Genomic DNA, 26,587 nt, shown 5'->3' with positions numbered 1-26,587 from the left:
TAATGATTGCCATAAGATGTATTTAAAATGCATCTTAAGCGAGGTTGAATTATGGAACTTGTAAGTTATAAAAAAATGCCAGAGTGGACTCGTACATCCATTCCTTTGGCGTTCTTAGAACGCCACAATACAAAGGAAGGCACTTATGCCCAAATGCGGATACTACAAGGTAATATGACATTTGTTGTTTTTAATGATGATGGCTCACAAATTTCAGTTGAGTGTAATACAGAGGAGCAGCCACCTTTAATTCAACCTCAACAGTGGCATAAAATAGATAAAGCAAGTGATGATGTACGTTGTCAGCTCTCTTTTTTATGCGCCCCAGAAGATAAGTTATTTAAAGAAAACGACTTATCATTACCGCATTCTGAAGTACGCTATATGGCAACGTTTACTCAGCCTTGTAAGGTGTTAGATTTAGGTGCTGGTCGTGGTCGAAATAGTTTCTATTTAGCGTCTCAAGGTTATGATGTGACAGCGTTAGATATAAATGCTTCACATATTGATGCCATTGAAACAGTTAAAGCCAAAACAGGATTAGCGGTAAAAAGTGGCTTATATGATATTAATAAAGCTTCACTTACTGAGAAATACGATATCATTCTTTCAACCGTTGTATTGATGTTCTGCCAACGGGAACGTATTGAAAGTATTATTAAAAATATGCAGGAATGTACCAACCCTAACGGTATTAATGTGATTGTTTGCCCTGTTGAAACGCCAAATAGTGATCCTGCTGAAATTCCATTTAAAACTTTTTTACATCCAAACGAATTAGCTGATTATTATAAAGACTGGGAAATTATTAAATATAATGAGAACCCAGGGCATCTACATAAAACAGATGCAAATGGCAATCGTATCGCCTTAAATTTTGCTACTTTAATCGCACGCAAAAAATAGTTAAGAACTATCCTCTCTTTTTAAATACCCCAAATAATTGGGGTATTTTTTTATCTGTTTAAGTGAGTTTTATTGTTGTGGTGATTTATCACCCTTAATATCGAGGGCATGGTCTGTTGGTTCCTTTTCTTCAGACTTTTGTAATATGCGTTCTAATAAAACTGTATAAATTGGGCGACCACCTAATAGCTGTGCCAACATCGTTGCACCTAAACAGGTAATAATCATCGGCAGGATAAGTTGATAATTATCGGTCATTTCTAATACGAGGACGATCCCTGTTAGAGGCGCTCTTACCGTTGCCGCAAATAAAGCGCCCATTCCCGCAATAGCAAATGTACCAATTTGAATTTGATAATCAGGGAAAAGTAATGTTGCAGTTAATCCGAATGCACTACCAAATAGAGTACCTAGTGCTAGAGTGGGGGCAAATATACCGCCAGGAGCACCAGAGGCAAAACTGATAATGGATGTGATGGTTCGTAAAACAAAGAAAAGTAGTAGCGCAATCAGAGAATATTGTCCTGTGCTAAGCGCAGGAATAATACTAAATCCACCGCCAGTTATTTCAGGAATAATTAATGCTAATAAGCCACAAAGCCCACCGATGATGCCACCAGTTAAAACAAAGCGTGATGTTTTATCTTGATAGAAATGCTGAAATTGAATTTGGACATAGAACAGTAATTTACTGAATATAACGCCAATAATACCAAATAACATACCCAACACTAAATATAACCAGAGCGTATTGAGCGGTGCGGATGAAAATTTACCAATATGAATAATACCGCTTTCACCATTAAATAGGCGAAAAACAATGCAAGACATAATAACGCCAATAAAGACGGCTTTAATTGAAATAAGACTGTATTTAAATTGAGGTCGCATCTCCTCAATAATAAATAAAATACCCGCCAGAGGTGCATTAAAAGCAGCGGTTAAGCCTGCTGCGGCTCCTGTAGCTAATAGAGTATGGCGTGACTCTTTATCTTTTACCCGAGAAATATCATTTACGAGCTGACCTATATTGGCGCCCAATTGAACCGTGGGGCCTTCTCGCCCTAACACCATACCAGAGCCTAAAGTGCCAATACTGGCAATAAATTTTACGGGTAATACTCGCCACCAACGAACAGGGCGAATATCTATCATGGCACCTTCAATTTCAGGTATTCCAGATCCCCCCGACTCGGGTGAGAATTTTTTGACTAAATAATATCCCAGCATTGCCAGAATAGAGGAAAAAAGTAATGTGGTGATCGCTAGAATATAAGGGTTAGTAAAGATTTTAATAAGTTCTTCTTGTCGAAAATGAATCACCCAACTAACACTTTTTTCAAATAAAACACCCACTAATCCAGCTAGAGAGCCGACTATAGCGGATAGTAGTAGGATTTTTAGTGGTGCAAGGTTGGTTTCTTGCGCTTTTCTGAACAGATTAAAACGTCGTTCATTTTGGATGTTTTGTGCTGATTTATGATTATGCATAACTTTGATTGAAGTATTGTAACGATGAACCTAATGATAGCTTAATTTAATAATGAAGTGATATTTCTCACATAACTCAGTCAATTTTAAAATTCGTCGTTTTTTTTCTAGCATATTTTCCCTTTTTCATCTTTAGTGTAATTGATAACAAAAAATACACATTTGAATAACATTGGGACAAGAAAGGGTAAATTATGGATTTCATCACAAATATATTAAGCGCTATAAATGGCGTGGTATGGGGAGTTCCGATGCTTGTCGGTATTCTCGGTATCGGTCTTTTTATGCAGTTTCGACTTGGTTTTTTACCTATTAGGAAATTAGGTACAGGGTTTAAGCTTTTATTTGAAAAAAATGATCAAAGAGGCGAAGGTCAGATATCACCCTTCAATGCGTTAATGACTGCACTATCTGCCACTATCGGAACCGGTAATATTGCGGGTGTTGCAACGGCTGTCGTCTTAGGAGGACCCGGTGCATTGTTCTGGATGTGGATGACCGCATTAGTGGGAATGGCAACCAAATATTCAGAAGCGGTGCTTGCTGTACGTTTCCGTGAAGTTGATAAATATGGAAACTATGTCGGTGGACCCATGTATTACATCAAAAATGGCTTAGGTAAAAATTGGGTTTGGTTAGGTACTGTTTTTGCTATTTTTGGTAGTTTCGCGGGTTTTGGTATTGGTAATACAGTACAAGCAAACTCTGTAGCTGATGTACTAGAAAGTAACTTTGGTGTTTCGACGACAATAACCGCTATTGTTCTGGTTGTTTTAGTCGGTGCTGTACTCATTGGCGGCATTAAGCGTATTGCTGATGTTGCCGGTAAATTAGTTCCTATTATGACCGTTGGCTATTTTGGTGCAGGTGTTGTTGTTTTAGCGCTGAATGTAACGGCGATCCCTGATGCGATTATCCTTATTGTTAAATCTGCATTTACACCCGTTGCTGCGCAAGGTGGTTTTGCTGGTGCCGCTGTTTGGGCTGCAATCCGCTTTGGTGTTGCGCGAGGTGTTTTCTCCAATGAAGCGGGATTGGGTAGTGCGCCTATAGCCCATGCGACGGCAAAAACACAAAATCCTGTTCGCCAAGGTTTAATTGCGATGTTGGGAACTTTTATTGATACCATCATTGTCTGCTCTGTTACAGGATTAACTATTGTTATCACAGGGCAATGGTTAACTGGGCAAAGTGGCGCAACATTAACCGCTGCATCATTCTCTGTCGCTATTCCCGGGGTAACTATATTGTGGCAATTGCATTAGCTATTTTTGCATTTACCACGATTTTAGGTTGGAGTTTTTACGGAGAAAAATGTGTGCAATACCTGTTTGGACCTAAAGCTATTATGCCATTTCGTATTGCTTGGCTGATTGCGTTACCGGTTGGGGCAACACAATCATTAGAATTTGTGTGGTTATTGGCCGATACACTCAATGCAATGATGGCGATCCCTAACTTAATTGCACTAGCTTTATTAAGCCCTGTTGTTTATCGCTTAACACGAGATCATATAAAAGATGTTAACGCTGATGATATTGAATTAGATAAAGAAACTCACTCAGTGAGCAAAAAAGAAGCCGAAGCAGAGTAACTCGTTCTTACTTATTGGCTAATAACACAACATAAAACCGCATGCTTTATCGTGATAAGGATGCGGTTTTTTTATGGCAATAAATTGAGGTGTGAGAAATGATAGATAATAAAAAGCCTTCTGGGGAGAAGGCGAAGAGATGAGTATAGATATTATATTTATAAGAATTTAGAAAAGAGAGAAAATCTTATTCTTTCATGCTGATGAAGATATTTTTTACTTGGCTATAAGCATCTAACATCATTTTATGTGTTTCACGTCCTAAACCTGATTTCTTGTAACCCCCAAATGGAGCGTGAGCTGGGAGTTCGTGATAAGTGTTAACCCACATACGACCGGTTCTTACTGCTTTTGCAACACGTAAGGCACGGTTAATATCTTGAGTCCAAACACCACCACCAAGACCATATTCAGAGTCATTCGCCATTTCGATCACTTCATCTTCATTATCGAATGGAATAACACACAATACAGGTCCAAAAATTTCTTCACGCGCAACACGCATTTGGTTTGTGGCATTGATAATGATAGTAGGGCGAACAAAGAAACCATCATCATAACCTTCACCCGTGATACGTTCACCACCTGTTAATACTGTTGCACCTTCTTTTTTAGCGAGTTCAACATAGCCTAAGATGGTATCCATTTGATCTTGACTAACTTGTGTACCCATTTGCGTATTCGGATCAAGTGGGTCACCGACACGAATACTCTCAAATTCAGTTTTTAATGCTTTCAAAAATTCATCATGAATATCTTTATGTAAGAACAAACGTGAACCTGATTCACAAGCTTGTCCTTGGTTCATCAAAATTGCTAATGCTGAATATTTGACTGCTTTTTTCATATTTGCATCAGGGAACACGATATTGGCTGATTTACCGCCTAATTCCAATGTTGCTGGAACCATTTTTTTCGCGGCTGCTTCTGCTACGGTATAACCCACATTGGTTGAACCTGTAAAAGCAAGTTTATCAATATCTTCGTGCTCTAAAATAGCTTGTCCTACAACAGATCCGCGTCCCGTAACAATATTAATCACACCCGCTGGTAATATTTCATTTAAAATACGACCTAGCTCTAATAATGAAAGGGAAGTCAGTGTTGCTGGATTAATAACCACGGTATCACCAGCCGCAATCGCGGGTGCTAATTTCCATGCTGCCATTAACAATGGGAAGTTCCATGGAATAATTTGGCCCACAACACCAATAGGTTCGCGAATAACAAGGCTAATGGTATTTTCGTCTAGGACGGCACTTTCATCGGTATGAGAGCGTATCACGCCTGCAAAATATCGAAAATGGTCAATAGAGGCAGGTAAATCTATGTTTTTCGACTCATTGAGTGGTTTACCGTTATCGAGTGATTCAATCCAAGCAAAGCGTTCTTGTTCTTGCTCTAAGCGATCTGCGATTTTTAATAAGAGGGCTTGACGCTCAGCTGGTGACGTTTTACTCCATGTTTTGAATGCATTACGTGCAGCGCTCACTGCGCGTTCAACATCTTCCGCACTACCCGATTGGTATTCACTTAATAATTCACCAGTAGCTGGGCTATAGGTTTTGGTCGTTTTTTGTGATGTGCTAGATACCCATTCTCCTCCAATTAACATTTTGTAGCTTTCTAGAGGGCGAAATTCTGATGGAACATTATTTAGTTTAATCATTTTTAATCTCCAATGTAGGGGGGAGCACCTTTCAAATGTATAGTTTCATTTCGTAATACTCGTGCTAATAACATATATCAATTGAAATAATTTGATTAGCTATTGATGCAATAGGTGATATTAACTATAAAAAATAGTAATGAATATTACTGACTTAACAAAAATTGATGAACTTAATCGTTTCATCTCTCAGTCTTTATATGATTAAACAAAAAACAACCATCAATAATCCTTAAATATTCCTTCTTATTTAGTCATCATCGATGTAATGCAATAAAACTCTCTTTTTTAGAAAATTTTTTTTGCGGCTTAAGCGAAATCAAAGGATAAAAAAAGGGATATTAAAAGATTTGCTAGAAATTGCGTTAGATCAAACAACATTTAAATTGTTCAATGTTGCACTTTCGCTCTTATAAAAATGGCGTATTCTTATGTTGCATCTGGAATGCAACTTATAAAAATAAAGCGTTATCTTTTATTAGAAGGAATACAATATGTATTGTGTGCAATGTGAACAAACAATGAAAACGCCTGTAGGTAATGGTTGTGCCTATGCGCAAGGTATGTGTGGTAAAACAGCAGAAACTTCTGATCTTCAAGATTTACTCGTTGCGGTATTAGAAGGGCTTTCCGCGTGGGCTTTAGCCGCGCGTAGCGTTGGTATTATTGATCATGATGTAGATAGCTTTGCTCCTCGTGCTTTTTTCTCTACGTTAACTAATGTCAACTTTGATTCTGACCGCATTGTTGGTTATGCGAAAGAAGCTATCTATTTCCGCGAAAGTTTGAAATCTCGTACTTTAGCGAAAAATGCAGCAATTCAAGTCACTAATCCAAGAGCTGAAATTCAATTAGCGGGTAACGATTTAGACAGCTTACAAAAACAAGCTCAGCTTTTTGCTTTAAATGCAGATAAAGCGCAAATCGGTGATGATCTTCATGGATTACGTATGCTGTGCCTGTATGGCTTAAAAGGGGCGGCGGCTTATATGGAGCACGCGCATGTTTTAGGTCAGTATGACAATGAAATTTATGCAGAATATCACCATTATATGGCGTGGTTAGGTACTGATCCTTCTGATATGAATGAGTTGTTAGAAAATGCGATGGGCATTGGTCAAATGAACTTCCGCATTATGGCTATTCTTGATAAAGGCGAAACTCAAGCTTACGGCAACCCCACACCGGTTACTGTTAATGTGCGTCCTGTTGCAGGTAAAGCGATTTTAATTTCAGGTCATGACCTAAAAGATCTGCAAATGCTACTTGAACAAACTGAAGGCAAAGGAATTAACATTTATACTCATGGTGAAATGTTACCTGCTCATGGTTATCCAGAACTTAAAAAATATAAACATTTAGTGGGTAACTACGGAAGCGGTTGGCAGAATCAGCAAATTGAGTTTGCAAAATTCCCAGGACCTGTATTAATGACGTCAAACTGTATTATCGATCCTAATGTTGGTAATTACGGTGACCGTATTTGGACTCGCAGTATTGTCGGCTGGCCGGGTGTAAAACATATTACTGGTGATGACTTCTCTGAAATGATTGAACAAGCACAATCATTAGAAGGTTTCCCATACAATGAAATTGAGCATTTAATTACAGTTGGTTTCGGTCGAGAAACACTATTAAATGCCGCTGATACTGTGATTGATTTAGTTTCACAGAAAAAATTACGTCATGTTTTCTTAGTGGGTGGTTGTGATGGTAGCCGTGGTGAACGCAGTTACTACACCGATCTTGCAAGAGAAATTCCACAAGACTGTTTAATTATGACCTTGGCGTGTGGTAAATACCGTTTCAATAAACTGGATTTCGGTACTTTAGAAGGCTTACCACGCTTACTTGATGTGGGTCAGTGTAACGATGCTTACTCAGCGATTATGCTAGCCGTTAACCTTGCTGAAAAATTAGGTTGTGGTGTGAATGACTTACCACTGTCTTTAATTCTCTCTTGGTTTGAGCAAAAAGCGATTGTTATCTTATTGACTCTGCTTTCATTAGGCGTGAAAAACATTTATACCGGCCCTACAGCACCTGCGTTCTTAACTGACAATCTGCTGGCGGTACTAAATGAGAAATTTGGTATGCGCTCTATTACTACACCAGAACAAGATCTTAAAGATATTCTTTCTGCTTAATGTTTTAAATTCATTATCATTACCGAAGCCTGCGGGCTTCGGTGAAGGATCAATATCCATGACGATGCCTACTTCTCTTTGTCCTAATCGTATGCAAGTTCACTCTATTAATCAGGAAACGCCTGAAGTGTGGACGCTAAATTTAATTAATCATGATTTTTATTCTTATAAACCAGGTCAGTTTGCACTGGTGAGTATCAATAATAGTGATGAAACACTGCGTGCTTATACCATTTCATCTTCTCCGGGATTAAGTCCATTTATCACTTTAACCGTTCGCCGTTTAGAAAAAGGTGTGGGTTCTGGTTGGTTAACATCACAAGTAAAACCGGGTGATTATCTTTGGTTATCTGATGCTCAGGGTGAATTTACTTGTGCTGGTAAAGAAGGTGCGCGCTATTTAATGTTGGCAGCAGGTTGTGGTGTGACACCTGTTATGTCGATGACTCGTTGGTTGTTAAATAATCAACCTAGAGCAGACATCACGGTTATTTTTAATATTCGTGAGCAAAGCCAGTTTATTTTTGAGAAAGAATGGGTCGAACTAGCAAATGCATATCCATACAATCTTAATTTTATCATGATGTCTAAACTACCTGATAATAAAGGGTTATTTAGTGGTCGCATTTCTCAAGAAAAATTAGCTGCATTAGTACCTGATATTGCGAGTCGTACAGTTATGTGCTGTGGCCCGAATAGTTATATGGAAGACACAGGATGTTTTGCAAGAAATCTTGGTGTGCCTGCTGAGAATATCTTTATGGAACGTTTTGGTGATGAGCCTGTTTGTGTTGATGAAAACGAACAATTAACCATGACTATTCGTCACCCATTATCACAAATTAAAGTCCCTGTTGGCGTGACTTTATTATCAGCTATGGAAGAAAATAACGTTCCTGTCTTTGCGGCTTGCCGAGCGGGAGTTTGTGGTAGCTGTAAAACTCGCATTGTGAGTGGTGATTATGACGTCAGCAGCACCAGTACATTAACGCCTGAAGAGATAGCTCAAGGTTATGTTTTAGCATGTAGCTGTCGTTTAAAAGGAGATGTTGAGTTAGCTTAACCTCTTTTTAGTCAGTATTTCCTTCTATTTTCCTGTCTTTTTTACCCTGTTAATTTATTAGCAGGGTTTTTTATGTCTATTCTTCCCATTAAAAAACTGAATAATCTGGAAAATGCTTCCCTTTATTTTAAATTAAAGAAGGGTTTTATTTATTCAGAATAATAAAAATATTGGAAATGATGATTAACTAAAAATATATTTTAGTTAGTGGGGAGTTTCCTTATAAACATTCTGCTATTATTTAAACTATTGACTGGGTAAGGGGGGATATATGAAAAAATTGTTAGTTATTTGTTTATTTAGTGTCATGTTATCTGGCTGTGAAAAACCTCAACAAACCCTTGATGGCTCTAATGTAGAGTCGCTACGTATCTCTATTGTTGAAATGCGCAACTCACTTCCCCTTGATGAACAATCACGTTTTGATGAAGCAATAGAATTAGCTATCCTTAATGATATTAATTTTAATGATTTAGTTATCGCTGGCCGTCATAAAAATGCGGATATTATCACTCGTAAAATGTGCCAATCATTAGATGGTAAAACCGTAAAAGATATATTTTTACAAGCAGAAGAAATAAGAGTACAAAAATTAGCATTCAAATAAACAATTAATAAACAGATTATCTTTTACTATACGATTTTAGCTTTCGTAGGCAATTTCATTTCTTTTTATATATTGGTTTTGAATGTAATTACAAATTTTAATTGTGTGATGAATGCTTGGAGTTATTTTTCAATAGAACTTAAACAAAATCGTTATCATGCTTTTCATTATATTGTGAGTGGTTATAATGCGCGCCGCATTCGCAAGAAAAGTGCAGTATCTCGTTAGGCGAGGCTCCTATACAAACACAGGTTACTGATCTGACGACGTCGAGAGACGCCCAAGATTAGGACAGGATATATCGACCGAAGGTATATCCCCATGTAACTTCCAGTATTCATCGGATACGTTGTATAGTGCTAAAACCGAGACGTGTAGATAGCTTTTGCATTCTCGCTTCTGGTTTCGCCCCTATGGAGAACTGATTTGCTAAACACAAACAGTAATAGGGAACCACAAAATGAAATTCAATACTCAAAACAAAATGGATGCTGTATTAGTTGCAGATGCATCCTTAAACACACCGCAAAACAACTCAACTCAAGACCAATATAATCGTTTAAAAGATGATGCAACCGTTAGTGCTTATATGAGCCAGTCTTATATTGCAGTTTCTGTCGCTGATTCTGTTGAAAATGTGAAAGCTCAATTGGTTAATGATTTAAAAGATGAATTAATTCCAACCTATTTATATGTGGTGGATAAAGATAATTATCTCAATGGCATTTTGCCCGTTAAATCATTATTAACCGCGGCTAATGATCTATTTGTGTCTGATGTTATGCGTCAAACTTTTTTCTCTGTCTCACCAGAGCAGAATCGACATGATGTGTATCAACTGATTAGCCATAGTGGTTTAGACAGTGTACCAGTGATGCATTTTGGAAAATTAGTCGGTGTTTTACGTCCTCAAGACATTGCTGAATTAATTGAAGATGAAAATACACTCGATGCGCAAATGCAGGGGGCAACGTCACCTTTAGAGCAGCCTTATTTAGAAACCAGCCCAGTAACCTTATGGCGTAAACGTGTTGTGTGGTTGTTGATGCTGTTTGTGGCAGAAGCGTATACCAGCACTGTATTACATGCTTTTGAAGACAGACTAGAAGCAGCAATCTCATTAGCCTTCTTTATTCCATTGCTGATTGGTACTGGCGGAAATAGTGGTACACAGATCACCTCAACATTAGTACGTGCGATGGCATTAGGGGAAGTGAGCTTACGTAATGTTTGGTCTGTATTAAGAAAAGAGATAACCACATCCATAATGGTTGCACTGACTATGGGTATTGCCGGTTTTGTGCGTGCTTGGTTCTTAGGTGTGGGTATGGAAGTGATGATTGTGGTTGGCTTAACGCTTATTTCAATCACAGTTTGGAGTGCGATTGTCTCGTCTGTTATTCCAATGGTATTAAAGCGTTTAAGTATTGATCCTGCGGTTGTTTCAGCACCATTTATTGCAACGTTAATCGATGGTACAGGTCTTATTATTTACTTTGAAATCGCATCTCATGTGATGAGCGAGTTTGCTTAAGACAATCCCACATATTCATTTTCAAGATAAAGCCGATACGAATTAATCAACATATCGGCTTTATTTTTCCTGTGTTTATTTATTTTTGATAAATTGCAAAATAGCCTGACAATGGCGGCAACGGTATTGTGTCTCTCCGCGTAATACTTTGTTATGACGGCGAATTGTTAGGTGATGTTCTTCTTTACAATGGCAAGCATAAGGAAAGGTTTTAGCTTTAACTGCGCTGACATCAAAATGATGAGTTCGTTTAGCTGAAACTTGTAATACGGTTTCCATCATCCATTTCCACTCTTTTCCATGAGGTGCTACACGACCAAAATGGCGATTAACTAATAAATGCGCTAATTCATGAGGAATAACTTCTTCAATAAAATTCTGTTTATTTTCAATCAATAATGTAGGATTAATACGGATTTCCCAATTTGCATAATAGGCACTGCCTGCAATAGTTCCTCTCTGATTATAATGTAGAGTAGGTTCTGGGTAATTTGTATTAAGATAAAGATTAGCCTGCTGCAATTTTTCACGCAGTGTTCGCATAACGCTTTGCACTAAGGCGATGGGGACTCTTACCGTTTTCATGTTACAGAGCATATAGCGCCTTATACAAACACGCAATAAAAAGAAAACTTGCACAATATATAAATTAACATATTATTAAAAAGTATATTGATTATGGAGTTTACCATGACACAACGAGTTCAACCTGATTTATTAGATGCAATGAAATTGGCGGCTAATGAAGCCTCTAGCATGCTTAAGACGCTAGGAAATGGCGATCGCCTCTTATTATTGTGTCAGCTAAGTCAGGGCGAAAAAAGTGTGAGTGAATTAGAGGAGAGTTTAGGTATTCGTCAGCCGACACTTTCTCAACAGCTAACCGTTTTACGCACTGAAGGGTTAGTGAATACTCGTCGTGATGGAAAACGTATCTTTTATTCTATTGCTGATGAAAAAGTTCTTGTACTGCTCAATACGCTTTATCAGCTTTATTGCCCTATAGCAGGTTAATTTATGAATATAGATTGGGTTCACTTTACGCCTTTAAGTGCGGCAATTGGTGGGCTTATGATAGGCGCTGCGGCCGCCATTTTATTGTTATTTAATGGTCGTATTGCAGGAATAAGCGGTATTTTGGGGAGCGTTTTATCAACAAAACAGCAGGGAAATGGTTGGCGTTGGGCATTTTTACTTGGCATGCTAATCGCACCTACACTGTTTTATTTTTTTGATAAACCCTTATCGCCAGTGATTGAAACATCACCTTGGATGTTAATTATTGCCGGAGTGCTGGTGGGAGCAGGCACACGTTTAGGCAGTGGTTGCACAAGTGGTCATGGTATTTGCGGATTAGCACGATTATCGCGTCGTTCTATTGTTGCTGTGTTGGTATTTATGGCAACGGCATTTATTACCGTTTATATTCAGCGCCATGTGATAGGAGGCTAAGAAAATGACTAAGTTTGTTGCTTTTCTTTGTGGTCTTCTATTCAGTGCAGGATTGATTGTTGGTGGAATGAGCAATCCGCAAAAAATTCTAGCTTTTCTGGATATCACCGGAAATTGGGACCCTTCTTTATTGATAATCATGGGAGCAGGGCTGGTTGTCAGTGTGATAGGTTACCAATTAACACGCCGTAGACAACTAAGTGTATTAGCATGCCCTTTAAATATCCCGACCAATAAAGTGATTGATAAACCCTTAGTGTTAGGCAGTGCGTTATTTGGCCTTGGTTGGGGATTAGCGGGAATTTGCCCCGGTCCTGGTTTGGTATTAGTCGGTGCAGGGTTTTATCAAGGTATTTTATTTGTCCTTGCCATGATTGTAGGTTGGTTACTTGTAGGGCTTTTTCGTAAAGCGCAATAATGGCAATTTACGCTCTACATTTTAGCGAAAACGTTAAACGGGAAGCCAGTGCTTCCCGTTTGTGTTTTTAATGCATTGAACGTTATTTAAAGTCTGCATAAGGAATAAGAGGGTTTGGTGGTAAATCTAAATCACCATTCCAACCATCAAAGGAATAACGTAGATACATTAACGCATGGCTTGGGGTATAGTTTTTTGCTTGTTGAATATCGATAGCCGCACCAATAAACCAATGGGGTGTAATACGATGTTCAACTAATGCTCTTGCGGTATAGCCAAAACCATTACTGGAGTCTCCTTCATCAACAGCATCACGCTCTTGATAATAAAGCCTCATCATTTCTTCTCGATCTTCAGGGCTAAGTTCATTCATATAGCGATTAAATTTATCGAGAGAAACGAGATTTTGTAAAGGATAACGCTTTCTGTCATCCGTTTGGGAGTAAGACCAAGATACAGAGCCTGACAATTCCCAAGACCAATTTTCAGTACGTTCACGATAATTAATCGGTAGCCCTAAAGAGACATATTTTTGAGGGCTATAATAACCACCTTGGCCTAAAGTATATCCGCTTAAGTCTTTATCATAATGCCAAAGCATCGTACTTAAGCCGACAGAAACACGGCGGTTGTTCTCATTGATAAGTTTATAATAATAGCCTCCCATACCTCGGACACTGCTATTATCTTCGACGTTTTTACCCGTGAGTTTATCGACAGAAACCTCGCCCCAATAACCCTCTTTTCCGCCTAAGTCATAGCTTGCGCTTAAACGAATACCGCTTCTTCTTACACCGCCCCATGTTTGGTTAGTCCAAATATCTCGTTGACCACCAAAAGCAAGCATAGAACTATTAACAGGGCGACGGTGAATATCAAGTGTCCAGCCCACATTAAAAAGATCATAACTATAGGCGATTTTACCAACCCAATCAGTCACTTCAAAACCTAACGGTGTAGTACCAAGATCCCATTGCCATTGACCATTTTCCCAGCCAATTGCAGGGCTAACACCAAAGGATTTTTGCTCTAGGGGGAAACATCCTGTTCGGTAACAAGTCCCAAATTTCGAATCATAAGGTGATGTACCTAGTTTGCCACTATTAAGATTAACTAAGTCTGCACGCCAGAAAAAACGCCCATCATAAACAGGGTGATCAAGCTGTAACATGGTGGTATGAGCGCGTAGTTTTGAGTAACCTTCGCTACCACTCGCCCCCCAATAATCATGCTCAAGCGTAAATCGCCACTCTTGTTGACGATAAAGCGCGTCAGCATCAGCGCGTAAACTGCGAGATAGCCAATTATCTTTTTCGTCATTACGCATTAATGTGGTGTACTCAATATTATCTTTTGGTAGCTTATCTGTTATTCCGTCCTTGATCATCGCTTGTTGATAATAATAGTGAGCTTGCTGACTATGTTGCTCATCACGCTGAAAACGAGCAATATCACGTAATACTAAAGGATCAGCACTGTCTGGCTCTGTTTCAATTTGTTGTGCTAAATAAGCAAAATAGTGTTGTGCTTTCTCTGTATTACCAACCTCTTTTTCTGCATTGGCGACGCGCCTAATCGCGTTGCTATTAAACTGGTTGGGAGAAAGCGTTTCTATTTTGGCAAGGTAGTATTTTGCCTGTGTCTTTTCCCCTTGTTCTAAGGCAATATCCATCGCACCTAATAATGCAGTTTCATTATTGGGTTCTAAATTCAATGCAGTATGGTAATAACTTAAGGCTTGATCGAGATTATTTCGTTCTGTAGCCCAGTTAGCTAATAGCAAATAAGTTTGAATTTTTTGCTCTGGCGGAATATGAGCAAAAAGATAATCAACAGCCTGTTGTTCTTGTCCTTTTGCGCGTAGAGACTCTGCATGTGCGACTATTTCACCAAAACGCAATCGACTATCTAACGCTTTCATGCTCTCACTGCGTTGAGATAAGGGGATCGTTTTTAGCGTATCAAGTGCTTGAGTTTCTCGCCCTGTTTTATTGAGATATAACGCATAAGCATAAAGGCGAGACGGATCATTAGGAAGACGACGATTCAGCTGATTAAAATACGCTTCAGCGACAGAGTCTTGCTGGGTAATTAATAAATCATCAGTAAGGCGATAAATATTCCAAACATCATTAGGATAATCTTTAGCAATTGCCTTACGTTTTTCAATCGCACTAAGGTATTGCTCTTTATGCTCATCATCCGCGGCTAAATCTTGTCTTATACCTGAGATAATATAGCTATAATCTTCTGCCAAATTTTTATATTGTCTTGGCGTTAAACCATTAATAAATTGTTGCGCTTTATCATGTGACTGTTGGCGATAAAGTTTTGCGAGGCTATGTAAAGCCGCAGCATGATTGGGTTGATATTTTAAGGCTTGTAAATAATGGCTTTCAGCAAGATCTAATTGGTGTTGTGCAACCGCAATGTTACCTAGACCAATATAAGGCTCGCTTTCATAAGGGCTTAACTTATTGAGTTGGTTAAAATAACGTTCAGCTAATTCATAATCTTGCTTTAATAGTGCTTCATCACCTTTTGAAAGGAGATGCCAATATTGGTTGGCCTGCAACATCGCTCGCCACTGACCACTATTATCATGATTGGGTGATAATTTTAACGCTTGTGACAGATAAAAAATAGCTGCACCACGTTGATTGGCACGAGAATAACGGACACCCAAAGCACCTACAACATCAGCATTATCAGGTTGTTGCTGTACTTTTTGTTTTAATGTCGCAATAGGCAATGAGGCCACGTCGGTTTTAGGTTTTGCCGTGGAAGCGGCATGGGTTGTGCTTGTTGTAACGGCTGATTTTATTGTGGATTGTTGCTGATAGAGGCTTGCTATTTTCGTATTCTGAGGATATTGGTGATAAATATAATTAAGTCTATCTATCTTATCATCATGAGAAGAGTGCATAAGCACTTGGAGATATTCTAGCGCTAACGTCTCATCTGGAGGCATTCCGCGATAAATTTCATCGTATAAATTTAATGCATCATCATAGCGCCCAGCAGTACGGTAAAGCTGGGCTAGCTGTAATTTTTGCCGATTAACATCTGTTGTCAGTGATAAGGTTTTTATTGCCCGTTGATATTGCTCTGATTGTGGAAATTGAGTACCTAATTGGGTAAATAACTGTTGTGCTTTTGCATTGTCCTTCTGTTTTACAGCAAACTGAATTTGCATTAACAAGATATTAGGATCATTGGGTTTAATTAACGCTAAACGATGCAATGACTGAGCCACTAAAGCTTCATTTCCTGTGGATGTTCCTAATCTCATTTGCTCTTGTAAAAAGGCTTCCGTTGTCTCTTCACTGGCTTGCGTGACAGGCAAAAAGCCTGTCAGCAAAAAGAGAGCAATAACAGAGTGGCGATGTGTGTGACCAAATTGCCACATAGCTTAGTCCTTAGCCGCTAAACGACGTTGGCTTCTTATTTTCATTGCTCGCCAAATAAGAAGAGAGACAAGAATAATGCCGACAATTGCCGCTAAACCAAGCCATATAGGGTGAGAAGCAAACACATACCAAACTTCTTCCCACCAAGGTAAATAACCGACGAAATAAGTATCCCCCACACGCAAGCTATTTACGCCAGACTCTCTGATCAATACCACGGAGCCATGCATAGCATCTCGCTTACCACTGTCACTAATCGCCTCATTTAACAGTTTGTAACCTTGCGTACTATCAGCTAATAATGCGACAACGCTACGCTGTGAAAAGAAGGGAGATTGGAAACCAATAATCGCGCCCATCGATCCTTTGGAGGTCAGAGAGATCCGACTATCAGGGCGTTTATCAGACGATTGATAACTTGTGTGGCTAAAAATACTGATTTCACGAGAAGGTAGCGTGATTTCACTACGTGCTTTATCAATCAGTACATTCATCTGTTTATCATTATTTAATGCAGGTGGAATGGTTCCGATAAGTAGTAGATCAGCATCTCTTTTTTGCATTTCATCCAATGAACTGGTTAATGCAACATTGAGTGCCGGATAACCTGTTTGAGCACCTATATTCCCCATTGAAATTAATAGGGTAGATAATTGTGTTGGAGACGGTTGTTGATTAACAAAAATCAAGGTTTCAGACAGATCCGCATAACGGCTAAATGGGAAACCGGCATGGCTGTAAACTCGTAAATCCGGCAGTGCAATATAGTGTCGATAATCACCTGTAAAATTAAAACTAGATAAATCATCAATGGCGACCGCATTTGGTACAGGTTGATAAGTAATACATTGATCTACGGAGCCTCCGGGAATGGGGTTGGTATAATCAAAGGCAAACGTAATTTGGTTACGCTCACCCAGTTTTACTGCGGGAATATTCAATAAATTCTTATGCTCAATCCAGCCTTGAATAAGCGGTAAATAAGCGATGACAAGATTATCTTTTTTATCTTTCTCAAGAGGATAAGCTTTAATGAAATGGTCGTTTACTGAGATAGACATACGAGAATCATCTTGAAATGCAGGAGCGGTATAGCGATAACGCAATTGCATTTGTAATCCCGTATTATTAAACATAAAGAGATCAGGCGGTAACGTCATATTTAATGTAATAGGATTCGGTTTTAATCCGCGAGATTGCAACTGACCTTCATAGTCTTGTAGCGTATTAAAGTAGATAGGTTTATTTAACTGTGCCCATTTTGGCGCATCATAAGGTTCACGCGGGATCAATTTTTCTACTTCATTAATTGTGACAATATTCCCTCTGAAGATAACTTGTCCACGGGCTATTCCGTTTACGGCAGTGATCAAATCGTTATCATCACGCCCCATAATAAGAAGTAATTTAATATAAGGGTTGGTTGGATGCGTCAGCATTTCGATGGTTGGCTCTTTCACATCGGAATGCTGTTTTAAAAAGGCAGGTTTTTGTGTATTGGTTGCAAAAACAATGCTGTGTTGATTTGGCAATGCATCATAATAAACAGGGTAATTTTGTTTACGCCAATCAACTTGAGTACCAAACCAAGAAGAGAGGATCGCTGCCGCTTTTTGTTGAACTAAATTAGGCGACTGGCTGAAAACCATTGGCAGTGTTAATTCTCCAAAATCACGGCTATCAAAAAAGGGTTCTGGGAAGTGCGCTAACTCATTACCTAAACGCAGTGATTGAAAGGTCAGATTTAGTTGACTGCTTTTACTTACATCAAGCCAGAGTGTTGTATTTGCTTGGTTCTCACAAATTTCACGATAATGACCAATAAAAGAGAGTTTTATATGGTTAAAATCTTGAATAAATAAAGGATCAATGGGGATCGTAATTTGATTTTTCTTACCTAAATCGTCCTGTTTTAAGGTAATAACGCCCATTAATTCATCATTTAAATAGACATTAAGATGAGACTCCACAGGAAGGAGTGACGGAGACGGTGTAAATTCTAAATCAAGAGTGGCTTTAGAAACATATTCATCACTACGTACACCAAATTCTAAATAGCCATCGGGGCTAACACCCGTTAAATGGATCGCGCCATAACTAGGCGCTGTCTCTGCAAATTTTAATATCTTCTGGCGAGCAGAAGGCGTGACATCGGCAGAAGGTAATTGTGAATTTCTAGGCTCTGCTTGAGAAATAACTTCAGAAGTCGTTTCAGTTATTGTAACGGGTGGCTCTGAAATATTGATTTGCGCTTCTTGCGTTTCATCTCCATGAACTGAAGAAGTGAGCATAAATAAGGCAAATATGAGAAAACGTTTTTTCATTATTGTTACCCATGATCTTATTGTTTAATAATAAATTCCCAGAAAACTGAGTTTTTCCTTCAAGACTGATGAAATATTTTTGAAACATTAACGTGTTGAGGAAGTAACGATGAAAGCCACAGTAAAAAGAGACCGAGTAAGCGAAATGTGGCGTAAATAAAGTAAGGAGCGCGCTTTAACAAGGTGTTATAACCTTGCATGCTGATAAAAATAATATTTTTGAGACTGCTTAAAGGTCTGTCGGTTGGAAGTTCATTTTGCCAATCTGCCCAAGTATCGGCTCGCTCAAAAGTACAAGCAGTAAATTCGATGGCTTTTTGCGTTGTCATTTCAAGGAGTTGTAAGCCAATAATTTGTCCATTAATACGTGAAATATTGGCTTTAAAGGCATGCTCACGCTGATTCTGACTGAGTAATAGTGTGATGCTTTCATTTGGAGAAAGTGAAAGATTGATATTGTCAGGCAATAAAATAGCGCAGCTATTATCAGAAAAATCATAAAGATAGCAGCGATAGAGAGCGCCATTATTTAACAACAACATGGCAGGAACTTTAACGCGAACACGAGGAAAACGACGTTGTTGCTTGGTTTCGACAGAAACGGCAATTGCTACACCCAGTAAGATAAGGTTATAACAAACCCATAATAAGCACATGACAACCGCCCATGCTTCATCAGGATCACCCGTTGCAATGCGCCAAAATGCAAACAAAATGCCTAGCAAGTTTAGGTTGAGAAAGAATAAGTAAGGGCGGTTAATTCGCCAATCGACAAAGCCTTCTTCCATGATGCCACCTTTGCCTGTCACGTTGAAAGTCCCTTTATGAGGGGAGAAAAGGGTACTTAATACGGGACGAGTGGTGTACCACGCCAAAATCGTTTCATACACCTCCCCCCAAAATGAGTGGCGGTAAGCACCTTGTAACTTCGCACTGGCGAGTGAAATATGGATTAAATACGGCACAACATAGAGCGCGATCGCAATCGCAGGTGCATAAATGATATAGGCATGGAAAATAAGAAACGTCAGTGGTGCGAGTAAGAAAATCATTCGTGGAATGCCAGAGAAAAAGTGCAACATGGCATTTAAATAACAAAGACGTTGCGGCACGCTTAATCCTTTACCAAATAAGGGATTATCAAGGCGGAATATTTGCACCATTCCTCTCGCCCACCGAATACGTTGACCTATATGTGCGGATAATGTTTCTGTCGCTAACCCCGCCGCTTGTGGAATGCGGATATAAGCCGATCTCCAGCCATGGCGGTGTAAGCGTAATGAGGTATGCGCATCTTCTGTAACAGTTTCAACAGCAATGCCACCAATCTCATCCAATGCAATACGACGTAAAACTGCACACGAGCCACAGAAAAATGCTGCATTCCAAGTGTCATTACCATCTTGAACCAACCCATAAAAGAGTGTGCCTTCATTGGGGGTCTCACGAAAGTTACCCAAATTACGTTCAAAAGGATCGGGGGAGAAAAAATGGTGAGGTGTTTGTACCAAAGCCATTTTTTCATCTTTTAAAAACCATCCCATTGTAAATTGTAGAAATGAACGTGTTGGAATATGGTCGCAGTCAAAGATGGCGACAAATTCACCAGAAGCGAGTGTTAAGGCATGATTGATATTACCTGCCTTAGCAAAATCATGTTTTTCTCGTGCGATATAACGAATGCCGACTTCTTGAGCAAATGCTTTAAATTCGGGTCGGGAGCCATCATCAAGCAGATAAATAGTGAGCTTATCTTTAGGCCAATCTAAATTTAAGCTGGCATAGATTGTGGGTTTAACAACTTGTAGATCTTCGTTATAGGTGGGAATGAAAATATCAACGCTTGGCCATTGTGTAATGTCTTCAGGCATGGAAACAGGTTTTCGATGCAGTGGCCAAATACATTGCATAAAACTAAGGAATAGCACACACCATGCGTAAGTTTCAGCCAGTAAAAGCAGTAAACCACAAAATAGGCTGAAATTATCAATCCAATAAAGGGTTGAATGATAACGCCACCATATGTATCGACATGCAATTGTCAGCGCCAACATCACCATTGCGATTGAAGAAAAACGCCCAGGAATATCGCGGATAGCTAAGGCAACTAACCAAAGAACAATCACAAAAACGAACTGGAATGTAAGATCAAATGGTTGAGTAATACTGAGTAAAATAAAGAAAATAGCAAAAATAGCGATGATGGAGTAGAGAGCATATTGCCACAAAGGTGTGGTTTTTTTCTTATGTTCAATGAGTTCAATCGCGATAGGAGAGACATGAACAAACAGTTTTTTGTATGTTTTTCGAATATGGAAAATAAATTGTGTGGGTTTTTGGATCAGTAAATGCGTTACATAATGGCAAGCTAGCCAAATGCTTTGTAACAAATAGCGTAAGGGATCGAAAATTTTAGGGCAACGGGGATCTATATGGGGATATAGCTCTCGTTGTTTTCTGGTAATTTTCTGCCAAAAAGGGGATTCCATCCGTAAAAAAAACCACATAATGCCCATAAATAGCTCGCTAACAATAGCTGCGCTACGAGATGCACCGTTATGGCGATAAAACTTGTAGTAACGAATAAGAATATGTTGTGTCATATTCTTTTCGACTTTATTCGTGGCATCGTAAGATGATGGCATTATGGCTGTCCTTCTTTCCTCTCAAATAACGAAAAACACCATTGAGCAAGTTGCGATATTTCTTCTACTAACATGCAATTAGCTCGGTAATCATATAAAGGTAAACGTGAGGCACAGGACTCTAGTGAGGCTTCATCTCGATGAAGAACAACAGGGCATAATGGAAATGGTGTTGTTTGCCAAAATTGATAGAAATCTTGGTGAATTTGGCTGGTGGCACGAAATTGGTTAATCAGGACATATTCATTTTCGATAAATGCGTGCTGATTAAGCCGAATATGACAGTTGCTTTCTGCCATTGTTACGGTGAAAAAAACATCTGCTTTTTCTATCCAAGGCGTGAAAAGAGTGTCTTGTGTATGCTGTAAATCCATTAAAATAATGACATCAGGGTGTAGCTGAATAAATGTCGTTAAAAAATGGGTAAGGTGTTGTTTTGCTGAGAATGATAACTGTAAGAGCAAGTGATCCTTCATATTAACCAAACCAAAAGGTAACACTTGGTAGTGTGGTCGATAGTAAAAAATACTCTCCTCTATTGGTGTTTCTGCTAATAATGCCTGACTTAATGTGGTACTTTTTTGCTGTGCTGGAAAATAGAAAGACAAAATATTTTCAGTGCAATTATCAATAATAAGCACTTCTTTATTTTGTTGATTAAATTGCCGAGCAAGTGCAATTGTCGTGGACGTTGTACCCACTCCACCTCGTAGCCCTTTTAATACAATAAGTGGCATAGTTAGCCTCATTTAGTCATGTAATGAAATGCATTAAGTAATGGCCAGCGATAAATAAGCATATTATTCACTTCTTCTTTATTAATATCCTGATAGTGATAGTTATTTAATGAAAATAATTTTTTTAGTTTATCAATGTCCTTGTTTAGATTATTTTTTTCTATTTTCATATTTGAATTAATAAAACTTTCATTTTTCATTTTAATAACCTCCAGATAAAATAAAAATAGATTTCCATCAGAATTAAAATCTTGATAAAAATAGTATTTGATTATTAATTGTTCTATTTGATTAAGGTTCTTATTTTAGAATAGGCTTTAAAATACATTATTTCAATTACGTAAAAACACATAAAATAGATATTTATTATCTTATTTTCACAAATGATGACTATTGGTTTTCTTTTATGTTTTTTATATTTTTAATTTTTATCATTAAATATAAGTGGAAAGAATTCAGCTGAAAAATAAAGCAATAAAAAAGAAATGTAAAATAGCCGTTTATAACAATATATTAAATTATTTAAATCCGATGATCATTATCGTATCTTGATCGTTATCATTTTTTATAGAAAAATCATTATATTGTGGTCTTTTATTGATTGGTTCTGTTTTTATATTGAGGTTCTTGTTTGTTTATTGATAAATATGTTTATTAATTGTTGTTCAGTGTTATTAATGTGTGCTTTGTTTTGTTTTTGTTTCGAAATATAAAAATAAGATAACTCTGTGTTTCATTATTTAATGTAAATAAAGCACCATTTTTAAAAATAGACGCTATTATATAAATAGAACGTTGAGTGTTTTATTTTTCAAACTCATCTTAAATAAGTTTTCTAGCATAATTTCTCTTTTATATAAGAGGTCAGTGTTTTCTGGCGAGTTACTTTTTTTCGTTTTTTTTATTTAAGGGTTTTTACTTGGTTTTAAATAAATATTCTCTTATATGTTTATTTAGTAGTTAATTAAATATCAGAAGTAATAAAAAGACAGATATGAGTAATCATATAACTGTCGAATTGGATTTATTTATACTAAAGAGTAGGAAATTAAAATGAACAAATCTAATACAACCCAGTTCAATCTTTTACATTACTGGCATGGGTTGGGAGCATGGAATTTCTATTTTTTACTAAAGTTTTTTTTGCTTTGGTATGGTTATTTAAATTTTGATGCTTTTAGCAATTTACTTTTTCTTGCCTTTTTATTGTTCCCATTACCAAAAAATATTTGGCATAAAATGCGTAATTGGGTCGCTATCCCAATAGGAATAATTCTATTTTATCATGATACTTGGTTACCCAGCTTTTCAACGGTACTTGCCCAAGGCGGGCAACTTAAACATTTTTCCTTCGATTACCTTGTTGAGTTAACTGTTAACTTTATCAATCTCAAAATGATAGGTGTCGCTTTTGTTTTATTAGTTGGTTATCTTTTTATTGAGCAGTGGGTAAGGGTATCTGTTTTTATTATTGCTGGTGTATTGTGGCTAAATATTGGTGGGTTTACTCATATTTCTCAAGGTATGGTGCCTTCTGTTTCAGCGAATACTTTTACGCAAGAAAGTAACATTAATACAGAAAAAAACACTGTCGTTGCCAAAGTGCCTGAGGTGTTGCCTGCATCAGTTGAACCACAAGTACCTCCTGAAGTTGTACCGACTAAAGAGGTAGAAACTGCATCAATTAATGCTGTTTATCCACCACAAAAACAGAAGGTTAATAATAAGGTATTGGATGATTGGCTCACTCAATTTTATGGTTACGAGAAAAAACGTACGACACCATTTCCTGCGCAGTTAGCCGCCAATGCCCAACCTTTTGATATCTTGATTATTAATATTTGTTCACTTTCTACCGCTGATGCGGCGGCTGTAGGGCTACAAGAACACCCTATTTGGGGTAACTTTAATGTGTTATTTAGCCACTTTAATACCGTATCTTCTTATAGTGGCCCTGCGTCGTTAAGATTATTGCGCGCCAGTTGTGGTCAGACTCACCATTCTGATTTATACGATCCCGCAGATACACAATGCTTGCTGATGGATAATTTATCATCATTAGGATTTGCTAAGAAATTGGTACTCGACCATAACGGGAAGTTTGGTAATTACCTCAAAGAACTCCGACAACTCGGTAATCTTAATATCGCCTTACAAGATCAAGAAAATCTTTCTCATCAAATTACCGCATTTGATGGCACCAAAATTTACAACGATAAAGAAACATTACAACGTTGGTTGAAAGCGCGTGAACAGTCTAATGAAGATCGCACTGTGACCTTTGTCAACTTGGTGTCACTACATGATGGTAACCGTTATGTAGGCGAAAATAGTACTGCAGATTACGGCAAACGTGCCTCTACATTACTTGATAATTTAGATAACTTTATGAATGAGCTAGATAAAAAAGGAAGAAAAGTGATGGTGGTGATTGTGCCTGAGCATGGTGCCGCTTTACAAGGTGATAAGACGCAAATGTCAGGGTTAAGAGATATTCCAAGCCAAAGTATTACTACTGTACCTGTTGGTATTCGTTTCACTGGAATAAAAGACCAAGCATCATTTGAACCACCGGTAATTGTTGATGAACCAAGTAGCTATTTAGCTATCTCTGAGTTTATTTCTCGTAATGTGAATGGGGATGTTTTTAACCAATCCGTTATTGATTGGGATGCATTAGCCCATGAACTTCCTAAAACAGCCAATGTTGCGGAAAACCAAGCGACGGTTGTGGTTGATTATCAAGGGCAGTCTTATATCAAGTTAAATGGAGGTGAGTGGATTAATTATCCTAACTAACTTTTTATCGCTTTTTATGAGACAAATTATTTCATCATAAATCTATGTTCTCGTTTTCTCTTATTGAGATCCCCGTATGATTGCGGGGTTTTTTTATGGGGTTTATAAATAGCAGTCATAAAAAAAACCACATCCATAAAGATGTGGTTTTATTAAAATCAATAACGTGACGTTATTGGATTGGCAAGAGGCTTATTTTAAGCCTGCTGCTTCACGTAAGATTTCAGCTTTATCCGTTGCTTCCCAAGGGAATTCAGGACGACCAAAGTGACCGTAAGCAGCCGTTTTTTGGTAGATTGGGTGCAGTAAATCTAACATTTGAATTAATCCATAAGGACGTAAGTCAAAGAATTCACGCACTAACAGGACCAGTTGTGCTGTTGGGACTTTTTCAGTACCAAATGTTTCTACCATAATGGATGTTGGCTCTGCCACACCGATTGCGTAAGAAACTTGGATTTCACAACGATCTGCTAAACCTGCTGCCACGATGTTTTTAGCAACGTAACGTGCAGCATAAGCTGCTGAACGGTCAACTTTCGATGGATCTTTACCAGAGAAAGCGCCACCGCCGTGACGAGCCATACCGCCGTAAGTATCGACAATGATTTTACGACCAGTTAAACCACAGTCACCCATTGGTCCACCGATAACAAAACGACCTGTTGGGTTGATGAAATATTTAGTTTGCTCATTTAACCATTCTGCTGGCAGAACAGGTTTAATGATCTCTTCCATTACTGCTTCATGCAGATCTTTTTGTGAAATATCTTCAGAATGCTGAGTTGATAATACAACTGCATCAATACCAACAACTTTATTGTTGTCATATTGGAAGGTAATCTGGCTTTTTGCATCAGGGCGTAGCCAAGATAAAGTGCCACTTTTACGAACTTGTGCTTGGCGTTGAACTAAGCGATGAGCATAAGTAATTGGAGCAGGCATTAATACGTCAGTTTCGTTGGTTGCATAACCAAACATTAAACCTTGGTCGCCAGCACCTTGTTCTAATGGATTTGAACGGTCAACACCTTGGTTGATATCAGGAGATTGTTTACCAATCGCACTGATAACTGCGCAGGAATTAGCATCAAAGCCCATCTCGGAACTGGTATAGCCGATTTCGCGAACAGTATTACGTGTAATTTCTTCGATATCGACCCAAGCTTTGGTGGTAATTTCTCCGCCTACCATAACCATGCCCGTCTTAACGTAAGTTTCGCAGGCAACGCGTGCTTTAGGATCTTGTTCTAAAATTGCATCCAAAACAGCATCAGAAATTTGATCTGCAATTTTATCTGGATGACCTTCTGAGACTGATTCAGAAGTAAAAAGGTGTGTAGTCATTATATTTCGTTACCTTAATACAAACGGTTTAAGGATGGATGTTTTAACATCTAGACGTCCATTTTATGACTCTTCTCTCTTTAATTCCAGTTTTTTTTAATCAAATATAGGGATAAAGCAGAATCAAACAGTTAATCTTATTTTTTGTTACCCACTATTTTTGCGTTGAGAAAATAGTGAGTAGAGAAAAAAAAGCTTTTTGTACTTTTTGCTTTGCATTTTTTACTAACTAAAGGTATAACCTCGCGATTACTGTGAAATCTGAACACAGTGTAAACCGCAGGATTTCTGATCCTGTTTCTCTGTTAGGGAAATGGCTTATGGGTTTAAGCCATGTGTGGAGTGAATGGGTAATGATCCATTGTCTACAGGTTAGTCTTTTCAAAAACCAAAACAGTACTCATCAATACTATACACATAGTATATCTAGAGTAATTTCCTCTT

18 protein-coding genes, 1 pseudogene and 1 riboswitch are annotated in these 26,587 nt (G+C 38.1%); of the genes and pseudogenes, 10 read left to right on the top strand and 9 right to left on the bottom strand.

Going from position 1 to position 26,587, the window contains the following annotated elements; translation table 11 throughout:
• Positions 1-51: 51 nt before the first annotated feature.
• On the top strand, positions 52-906 hold the full coding sequence (gene tehB / locus BTA34_RS12030) for an SAM-dependent methyltransferase TehB (protein ID WP_151435783.1): 855 nt from the start codon (positions 52-54) through the stop codon (positions 904-906).
• Between the two features lie 69 nt (positions 907-975).
• Here the strand turns inward: tehB and clcA are convergent, their stop codons facing one another.
• Complete coding sequence (gene clcA / locus BTA34_RS12025) at positions 976-2,397, bottom strand: H(+)/Cl(-) exchange transporter ClcA (RefSeq protein WP_151435782.1); 1,422 nt, start codon at positions 2,395-2,397, stop codon at positions 976-978.
• A gap of 194 nt (positions 2,398-2,591) precedes the next feature.
• Between clcA and BTA34_RS12020 the strand changes: the two are divergent.
• A pseudogene (locus BTA34_RS12020) lies at positions 2,592-3,991 on the top strand (alanine/glycine:cation symporter family protein).
• A 187-nt stretch (positions 3,992-4,178) separates the two neighbouring features.
• On the opposite strand, the gene BTA34_RS12015 reads toward BTA34_RS12020, so the two are convergent.
• Positions 4,179-5,660, bottom strand: coding sequence for an aldehyde dehydrogenase family protein (locus BTA34_RS12015; protein WP_098942157.1), 1,482 nt, complete (start codon positions 5,658-5,660; stop codon positions 4,179-4,181).
• Between the two features lie 494 nt (positions 5,661-6,154).
• Between BTA34_RS12015 and hcp the strand changes: the two genes are divergently transcribed.
• The 4 genes from hcp (at position 6,155) to mgtE (ending at position 11,011) form a co-directional block, all read left to right on the top strand.
• Complete coding sequence (hcp, locus tag BTA34_RS12010) at positions 6,155-7,807, top strand: hydroxylamine reductase (protein ID WP_151435781.1); 1,653 nt, start codon at positions 6,155-6,157, stop codon at positions 7,805-7,807.
• A 58-nt stretch (positions 7,808-7,865) separates the two neighbouring features.
• On the top strand, positions 7,866-8,870 hold the full coding sequence (hcr, locus tag BTA34_RS12005; protein WP_151435780.1) for an NADH oxidoreductase: 1,005 nt from the start codon (positions 7,866-7,868) through the stop codon (positions 8,868-8,870).
• 271 nt (positions 8,871-9,141) lie between these two features.
• Positions 9,142-9,477 (top strand): DUF6694 family lipoprotein, encoded by a 336-nt coding sequence (locus BTA34_RS12000; RefSeq protein WP_151435779.1) that lies wholly within the window; start codon positions 9,142-9,144, stop codon positions 9,475-9,477.
• A gap of 213 nt (positions 9,478-9,690) precedes the next feature.
• A riboswitch (M-box (ykoK) riboswitch) is annotated at positions 9,691-9,862 on the top strand.
• A 75-nt stretch (positions 9,863-9,937) separates the two neighbouring features.
• Positions 9,938-11,011 (top strand): magnesium transporter, encoded by a 1,074-nt coding sequence (mgtE, locus tag BTA34_RS11995; RefSeq protein WP_151435778.1) that lies wholly within the window; start codon positions 9,938-9,940, stop codon positions 11,009-11,011.
• Positions 11,012-11,086: 75 nt separating this feature from the next.
• On the opposite strand, the gene BTA34_RS11990 is transcribed toward mgtE, so the two are convergent.
• Entirely contained in the window at positions 11,087-11,596 is a 510-nt protein-coding gene (locus tag BTA34_RS11990; protein ID WP_151435777.1) for a SprT family zinc-dependent metalloprotease, read from the bottom strand.
• A 105-nt stretch (positions 11,597-11,701) separates the two neighbouring features.
• Between BTA34_RS11990 and BTA34_RS11985 the strand changes: the two genes are divergently transcribed.
• The 3 genes from BTA34_RS11985 to BTA34_RS11975 are packed head-to-tail and all read left to right on the top strand — an operon-like array spanning position 11,702 to position 12,881.
• On the top strand, positions 11,702-12,025 hold the full coding sequence (locus BTA34_RS11985; protein ID WP_151435776.1) for an ArsR/SmtB family transcription factor: 324 nt from the start codon (positions 11,702-11,704) through the stop codon (positions 12,023-12,025).
• A 3-nt stretch (positions 12,026-12,028) separates the two neighbouring features.
• On the top strand, positions 12,029-12,463 hold the full coding sequence (locus BTA34_RS11980; RefSeq protein WP_151435775.1) for a YeeE/YedE family protein: 435 nt from the start codon (positions 12,029-12,031) through the stop codon (positions 12,461-12,463).
• Positions 12,464-12,467: 4 nt separating this feature from the next.
• A complete protein-coding gene (locus tag BTA34_RS11975) occupies positions 12,468-12,881 on the top strand; it encodes a DUF6691 family protein (RefSeq protein ID WP_151435774.1) in 414 nt (137 codons plus the stop codon).
• 82 nt (positions 12,882-12,963) lie between these two features.
• On the opposite strand, the gene bcsC is transcribed toward BTA34_RS11975, so the two are convergent.
• From bcsC to bcsR, 5 genes are read right to left on the bottom strand one after another with little or no spacing between them, the layout of a single operon-like run.
• Positions 12,964-16,290 (bottom strand): cellulose synthase complex outer membrane protein BcsC, encoded by a 3,327-nt coding sequence (bcsC, locus tag BTA34_RS11970; RefSeq protein ID WP_151435773.1) that lies wholly within the window; start codon positions 16,288-16,290, stop codon positions 12,964-12,966.
• 3 nt (positions 16,291-16,293) lie between these two features.
• Positions 16,294-18,615, bottom strand: a complete 2,322-nt coding sequence (bcsB, locus tag BTA34_RS11965; protein ID WP_151435772.1) for a cellulose biosynthesis cyclic di-GMP-binding regulatory protein BcsB — start codon at positions 18,613-18,615, stop codon at positions 16,294-16,296.
• A 59-nt stretch (positions 18,616-18,674) separates the two neighbouring features.
• Positions 18,675-21,260, bottom strand: a complete 2,586-nt coding sequence (bcsA, locus tag BTA34_RS11960; protein ID WP_151435771.1) for a UDP-forming cellulose synthase catalytic subunit — start codon at positions 21,258-21,260, stop codon at positions 18,675-18,677.
• Entirely contained in the window at positions 21,260-21,997 is a 738-nt protein-coding gene (locus BTA34_RS11955) for a cellulose synthase operon protein YhjQ/BcsQ (protein WP_151435770.1), read from the bottom strand. The genes bcsA and BTA34_RS11955 overlap by 1 nt, the downstream gene beginning before the upstream one ends.
• An 8-nt stretch (positions 21,998-22,005) precedes the next feature.
• Complete coding sequence (gene bcsR, locus BTA34_RS11950) at positions 22,006-22,197, bottom strand: cellulose biosynthesis protein BcsR (RefSeq protein WP_151435769.1); 192 nt, start codon at positions 22,195-22,197, stop codon at positions 22,006-22,008.
• Positions 22,198-23,050: 853 nt separating this feature from the next.
• Between bcsR and bcsG the strand changes: the two genes are divergently transcribed.
• Positions 23,051-24,796: a cellulose biosynthesis protein BcsG gene (gene bcsG / locus BTA34_RS11945; protein WP_151435768.1), complete on the top strand. Its 1,746-nt coding sequence runs from the start codon at positions 23,051-23,053 to the stop codon at positions 24,794-24,796.
• 192 nt (positions 24,797-24,988) lie between these two features.
• Here bcsG and metK read toward each other — a convergent pair whose 3' ends face one another.
• Positions 24,989-26,143, bottom strand: a complete 1,155-nt coding sequence (gene metK / locus BTA34_RS11940) for a methionine adenosyltransferase (protein WP_151435767.1) — start codon at positions 26,141-26,143, stop codon at positions 24,989-24,991.
• Positions 26,144-26,587: the final 444 nt, after the last annotated feature.

Origin of the sequence: Proteus sp. CD3 (genome assembly GCF_008808075.1) — a bacterium.
Lineage (GTDB): Bacteria > Pseudomonadota > Gammaproteobacteria > Enterobacterales > Enterobacteriaceae > Proteus > Proteus appendicitidis.
The sequence above is the reverse complement of the archived record's forward strand: the minus strand, read 5'-3'. Positions and strand labels throughout refer to the sequence as shown.